Source organism: Hydrogenophaga sp. (genome assembly GCF_031426985.1).
In the GTDB taxonomy this organism is placed as follows: domain Bacteria; phylum Pseudomonadota; class Gammaproteobacteria; order Burkholderiales; family Burkholderiaceae_C; genus Hydrogenophaga.
On sequence record NZ_JASJOY010000202.1, the window covers coordinates 21,408 to 27,460 of the forward strand.

Below are 6,053 nucleotides of genomic sequence, written 5' to 3' on the forward strand. Positions count from 1 at the left end.
TTTTCAAGACACCCTGTGGGGTATCAGATCAGCTTGCCGATCAGGCTGGCGACCATGCTCAGCAGGATGGTCGTGGTGAACGGCAAGAAGAACTCGCGCCCGAACAGGCGAAAGCGCAGATCGCCCGGCAGCTTGCCGAAACCCAGCTTGGTGAGCAGCGGCGAAAACCAGCTGATCAGCAGCAGGGCCAGGAAGATGACGATCATCCAGCGGATCAAACTCGCCCCCCGGATGGTTGTGCCATAGAAGGGCTTGACCCAGTGGCGCCGCGGAACCGCCCTTCGACAGGCTCAGGACGGGCCGCAGGGGCCGCCCCCTGGAGGGGGCCACGCGAAGCGTGGCGGGGGTGTTTCATAGTCTGTGTGTCCGGTCGCCCGCAGAGAAGCCCATCGCCTCCCAGCCGGTCTCGCTGCCCGCCGGTGCCAGGCCGATCACCTTGAACAGCTCGCCCATCTCGTGCTCGTTCACCAGCTTGACCAGCATGGCGCTTTCGCGCACGTCGGCGTTTTTCGCCACGTCCAGCAGGCCGCAATTGATGAGGAAACGCCCCTGGCCGGTGTAGCCCAGCACGGTCATGCCGGCGTCCTGCGCGGCCAGCGCGATGCCGGTGAAGTTGACGTGCGCGGTGATGTCCTTCTCGCCCACATCGGCCAGCGGGTCGTCGTCGCTTTGGTGCGCGCGGTGGCAGATCAGCGTGCCCATGTGGCGCTGCGGGTGGTAGTACTCGGCCTCGGGGAAGCCGTAGTCGATGAAGAAGGCCGCGCCGCGCCGCAGCCGCTCGGCCAGGGTGCGGATGAAGGCCTCGCCCTGCGGGTGGATTTCGGTCAGGTAGTTGTGCGGGCCTTCGATGTCCAGCGGCGGGCGCAGCGCGGTCGGGCGTTCGGCCCAGCCCAGCGCGCCGGCATCGCCCGCCACCACGCCGCGCTCGTACCAGCGGCCGTCGGCCTGGCCGCCGATGCGCACCAGCAGCTGCACCGGCATCGCGTCCAGCACCTCGTTGCCGATCACCACGCCCTCGAACGCGTCGGGCAGGCGGTCGGCCCAGACCACGCGCTCGGCGTGCCGGGCCAGCGTGGCCTGCTGGCGCGCACGCAGCGTGCCCGACAGGTCCACGATGGTGTAGCGCCGCGGCGCCTGGCCCAGGTCGGCCAGCGCGTCCAGCACCTGCAGCGCCAGCGCGCCGGTGCCGGCGCCGAACTCCCAGACCTCGTCGGTCCCGGTGGCGGCCAGCGCCTGCGCCACCTGGCGCGCCAGCGTGTGGCCGAACAGCGGGCTCAGCTCGGGCGCGGTCACGAAGTCGCTGCCCTGCCCGGCCACGCCGCCGGGCATCAGGCCGAACTTGGGCGAGGAGTTGGCGTAATAGCCCAGCCCGGGCTCGTACAGGGCCAGGGCCATGAAGCGGTCAAACGGCAGCCAGCCGCCGGCCGCGCGGATCGCCTCATGCACCCGCGCCAGCAGGGGGCTCGTTAAACTCGCGGCTTGGTTCACAGGGTCGGTGTTCACCCGGCCGATTGTCCCTGATCACCCCCGGGTCGCCCCGGACCGGCGCCCCCTTCACATGCCCGACACGCCCCCCTCTTCGCCCCACCGCACCGTGCTGGTCACCGGCGCCGGCAAACGCCTGGGCCGCGAGATCGCGCTCACGCTGGCCCGCGCCGGCTGGTCGGTGGCGGTGCACTTCCGCCTGTCGGCCGCCGAAGCGCAGCAGACCGCGGCCGACTGCGCCGCCGCCAGCGGCCGCCCCGGCAGCGCCGCCACCTTCGCCGCCGACCTGGCCGACGAGGCCGCCGTGCGCGCCCTGGTGCCGGCGGTGCTGCAACGCCTGGGCCGGCTCGACGCGGTGGTCAACAGCGCCTCGCTGTTTGAACACGACGACGTGGCCAGCTTCGGCTTCGACGCCATGGCCACCCACCTGCGCAGCAACACCGGCGCCCCGATCCTGCTGGCGCAGGCGCTGCACGCCCACCTGCTGGCGGCGGGCGATGGCCGCGACGGCGCGGTGGTCAACCTGCTGGACCAGAAGCTGTGGAACCAGAACCCGGACTTCTTCAGCTACACCCTGTCCAAGGCGGCGCTGGAGGCGGCCAACACCATGCTGGCGCTGGCGCTGGCACCGCGCGTGCGCGTGGTCGGTGTGGCGCCGGGCCTCACGCTCACCAGCCACCTGCTGAGCGACGAAAAGTTCCAGGCCCTGCACCGGCAGTCGCCGCTGGGCCGCTCGTCCACGCCCGAGGACGTGGCCGCCACCGTGGCCTTTGCGCTGGCCAACCGCTCGATCACCGGCACCACGCTGCTGGTGGACGGCGGCCAGCACCTGATGCGCTTTGAACGCGACTTTTCCCTGATGTGAACGCCCACCGGCGCACCGACATGTCCACGAACACCCCCACCCACTCGGGCAACCAGATCCTCACCCTGACCGGCCTGCGCTTTGACGCCAACCTGGGCATCCTGGACCATGAAAAGACCGCTCCGCAGCCGATTCAGGTGGACGCCGAGCTCAACCAGGGCCCGCAGCCCCTGCTGCCGCACGACGACGACATCGGCCATGTGCTGGACTACCGCAAGGTGCGGCAGATCATCATCGACGAGTGCACGGCCGAACACGTGAACCTGCTGGAGAGCCTGATCGGCAAGCTCACGCGGCGACTGATGCAGCTGCCCGGCGTGGTCGGCGTGCGGGTGAAGATCGCCAAGCTGGAAATTTTCGAGGACTGCGAGGTCGCCATCCGCATGGAAAGCGGGCGGTGGTGACGTTCGAGGATGACCGATGAGCCACGTCGTACTCATCGGCGCCTCGCTGATGGTGTGGATTGCCTTGGGGTGGCTCCTGAGCACATTCGTTCTTAAAAGACCCGCCTCGTCTTTCGACATTGAGGCGAGCCTGATCTATCTGCTGCTTGGCATAGCCGTTGTCTACGCGGTCTACCTGCAGTTTTTTGCGGGGCACTGAGATCAAGCGATTTTTGACAAGTTATCCATTTCAGATAACTTTTCTAATCTCGGTACAATCGCGGGCATGAACCCCATCCGCAACCCCTTTGCGCCCGGCGCCGGCACCCCGCCGCCCGAGCTGGCGGGGCGCGACGCCCTGCTGGCCGCGGTGCACGTCGCCATCGAGCGCGCGCGCATCGGCCGCCCGGCCAAGAGCGCGATGCTGGTGGGCCTGCGCGGCGTGGGCAAGACGGTGTTGCTGGACCGCATGCGCGACGCCGCCGAGGGCTCGGGCATCCACACCATCCGCATCGAGGCGCCCGAGGGCCGATCGCTCCCCGCCCTGCTGGCGCCGCAGCTGCGCCAGGCCCTGCTGCGCCTGTCGCAACTGGAAAGCGCCAAGGCCCTGGCCATCCGCGGCCTGCGCGCGCTGGCCGGTTTTGCCAAAGGCCTGAAGCTCACGTACCACGACATCGAGGTCGGCATCGACCACGAGCCCGAGCCCGGTCTGGCCGACAACGGCGACCTGGAACACGACCTGCAGGCCCTGATGGAACAGGCCGGCCTGGCCGCCCAGGCGGCGGGCACGGCGCTGGCCTTGTTCATCGACGAGCTGCAGTACGTGCCCGAGGCCCAGCTCTCGGCCCTGATCACCGCCCTGCACCGCACCGAACAGCGCCGCCTGCCGGTGGTGCTGGTGGGCGCCGGCCTGCCGCAGCTGCGCGGGCAGATGGGCGACGCCAAGTCGTACGCCGAACGCCTGTTCGACTTTCCCTTCATCGGCCCGCTGAGCACCGAGGCGGCCACGCTGGCGCTGAGCAAGCCGCTGGCCGACGAGGGCGTGGCCATCACGCCCGAAGCGCTGGCCGAACTGCTGCGCCTGACCCAGGGCTACCCGTACTTTCTGCAGGCCTGGGGCAGCCACACCTGGCTGGCGGCCGAGGCCAGCCCCATCACCCTGGCCGATGTGATCAAGGGCAGCGTGACCGCGCTCGCCGCGCTGGACGAAGGGTTCTTCCGCGTGCGCTTTGACCGCTGCACCCCGAAAGAGAAAAAATACCTGCGCGCCATGGCCGAGCTGGGCGAGGGACCGCACCGCTCCGGCGACATCGCCGACGTGCTGGCCGAAAAGGTCTCGTCGCTGGCGCCCACGCGCAGCACCCTGATCCACAAAGGCATGGTGTGGAGCCCCAACCACGGCGACACCGCCTTCACCGTGCCGATGTTCGGCGCTTTCATGCAACGCATTCTTCCAGGCGACGCCTGGCGCGGCACCGAGAAATGACATGACCCCTGAAAAAACCGCCTTCGAAATCAAGAAACTCGAAAAGCGCCTGTGCCGCGAGGTCGGCCGCGCCATCGTGGACTACAACATGATCGAGGAAGGCGACCGCGTGATGGTCTGCCTCTCGGGCGGCAAAGACAGCTACGGCCTGCTCGACATCCTGATGAAGCTGCAAAAGCGCGCGCCCATCAACTTCGAGCTGATCGCGGTCAACCTCGACCAGAAGCAGCCCGGCTTCCCCGATCACATCCTGCCGGAATACCTCTCCAAGCTCGGCATCAAGCACCACATCGAGACGCAGGACACCTACTCCATCGTCAAGGAGAAGATCGAGCCGGGCAAGACCATGTGCAGCCTGTGCTCGCGCCTGCGCCGCGGCATCCTCTACCGCGTGGCGCGCGAGCTGGGCTGCACCAAGATCGCCCTGGGCCACCACCGCGACGACATGCTGCAGACCCTGTTCCTGAACATGTTCTTCGGCGGCAAGCTCAAGGGCATGCCGGCCAAGCTGGTCAGCGACAACGGCGAGTTCATGGTGATCCGCCCGCTGGCCTACGTGCCCGAGAAGGACCTGATCCGCTGGGCCGAGGCGCGGCAGTTCCCCATCATCCCCTGCACCCTGTGCGGCAGCCAGGAAAACCTGCAGCGCAAGCAGGTGGGCAACCTGCTGCGCGACTGGGACAAGCAGTTCCCCGGCCGGCTGGAGAACATGCTGCACGCCCTGCAGCACGTGGTGCCCAGCCACCTGATGGACCGCACGCTCCACCCCTTCCAGACCCTCAAGACCACCGGCGCGCCGGTGGAAGACGGCGACCTGGCCTTCGACGAAGAACCGCTGGAACCGCCGCCGCGGGTGGTGGACGAGGACGCAGACACCGACGAAGGGAACGCACCGGCCCCGCGCACGGTCATACCGATCGCCGTCGGCTGAGACCGACCTGCCGCCGGGCCGCCCCAAGGCAGATCCGCCCCCCTGGGGGCAGCGACCCGCGCAGCGGCGGAGCGTGGGGGACTGAACCGACCTGCCGCCGGGCCGCCCCGAGGCACCCAACCTGAGGAGGACCCCGCATGAGCCGCATCCCCCCCGCCATCCGCCGCACCCTGCTGGGCGGCACCCTGGGTCTGAGCCTGCTGCTGGGCGGCTGCGCCAGCGTCTACCTGGTGGACAACCACGTGCAGAGTTTTGCCGGCTGGGGCAGCGCCAACGCGCCGGCCGCGCCGCAGACCTACCGTTTCGAGCGCCTGCCTTCGCAGCGCGAAGGCCAGGCCGCCGCCTCGCAGGACGAACTGGAAGCCCTGGCCCGCGCCGCCCTGGCCCGTGCCGGCTGGAACCTGGCGCCCGCCCACACCGCCGCGCCGTGGACGGTGCAGGTGTCGGCCGGCGCCCTCCAGCTGCCGCGCGCGCCCTGGGAAGACCCCTGGGACGGCTTTGGCCCCGGCTGGGGCTGGGGCCTGCACAGCGTCAACGGCGGCTGGGGCGGTTCGATGTTCATGCGCATGGAGATCCCGTACCACGAGCGCAAGGTGTCGCTGCTGGTGCGGCAGGCGTCCACCGGCCAGGTGGTCTACGAAACCAGCGCCCGCCACGACGGCCGCTGGAACAGCAGCCCCGAACTCTGGAGCGCCATGCTCGACGCCGCGCTGCGCGACTTCCCCAACCCGCCCGCAGGGGCCAGGCAGGTCAACGTCGAAGTCCCACGCTAGGCCGGCCAGCGCAGCGGCGAAGCGTGGTGTGGGTCAGACGGGCTAGCCGCCGGGCCGCCCCCAAGGCAGGCCCAGCCCCCGGGGGGCAGCGACCCGCGCAGCGGCGGAGCGTGGTGGGGTCGGACGGGCC

General features: G+C 69.5%; 8 protein-coding genes. 6 read left to right on the forward strand and 2 right to left on the reverse strand.

Features of this window, described 5'->3' with window-relative positions:
* Positions 1 to 23 precede the first annotated feature (23 nt).
* Together RMP09_RS21030 and RMP09_RS21035 are read right to left on the reverse strand one after the other, a co-directional pair.
* Positions 24 to 218: a DUF2905 domain-containing protein gene (locus RMP09_RS21030; protein WP_310567927.1), complete on the reverse strand. Its 195-nt coding sequence runs from the start codon at positions 216 to 218 to the stop codon at positions 24 to 26.
* A gap of 133 nt (positions 219 to 351) precedes the next feature.
* Positions 352 to 1,503 (reverse strand): class I SAM-dependent methyltransferase, encoded by a 1,152-nt coding sequence (locus RMP09_RS21035; protein WP_409559769.1) that lies wholly within the window; start codon positions 1,501 to 1,503, stop codon positions 352 to 354.
* A gap of 55 nt (positions 1,504 to 1,558) precedes the next feature.
* On the opposite strand from RMP09_RS21035, the gene RMP09_RS21040 reads away from it, so the two are divergent.
* From RMP09_RS21040 to RMP09_RS21065, 6 genes are all read left to right on the forward strand, one after another.
* Positions 1,559 to 2,350, forward strand: a complete 792-nt coding sequence (locus RMP09_RS21040) for an SDR family oxidoreductase (RefSeq protein WP_310567928.1) — start codon at positions 1,559 to 1,561, stop codon at positions 2,348 to 2,350.
* Between the two features lie 20 nt (positions 2,351 to 2,370).
* A complete protein-coding gene (locus RMP09_RS21045) occupies positions 2,371 to 2,754 on the forward strand; it encodes a dihydroneopterin aldolase (RefSeq protein ID WP_310567929.1) in 384 nt (127 codons plus the stop codon).
* 16 nt (positions 2,755 to 2,770) lie between these two features.
* Complete coding sequence (locus RMP09_RS21050; RefSeq protein ID WP_310567930.1) at positions 2,771 to 2,953, forward strand: hypothetical protein; 183 nt, start codon at positions 2,771 to 2,773, stop codon at positions 2,951 to 2,953.
* 66 nt (positions 2,954 to 3,019) lie between these two features.
* A complete protein-coding gene (locus RMP09_RS21055) occupies positions 3,020 to 4,219 on the forward strand; it encodes an ATP-binding protein (RefSeq protein ID WP_310567931.1) in 1,200 nt (399 codons plus the stop codon).
* 1 nt (position 4,220) lies between these two features.
* The gene (ttcA, locus tag RMP09_RS21060) at positions 4,221 to 5,150 is read left to right on the forward strand and encodes a tRNA 2-thiocytidine(32) synthetase TtcA (RefSeq protein WP_310567932.1); all 930 of its coding nucleotides are present in this window, start codon (positions 4,221 to 4,223) and stop codon (positions 5,148 to 5,150) included.
* A 137-nt stretch (positions 5,151 to 5,287) separates the two neighbouring features.
* Entirely contained in the window at positions 5,288 to 5,923 is a 636-nt protein-coding gene (locus tag RMP09_RS21065) for a DUF4136 domain-containing protein (RefSeq protein WP_310567933.1), read from the forward strand.
* Positions 5,924 to 6,053: the final 130 nt, after the last annotated feature.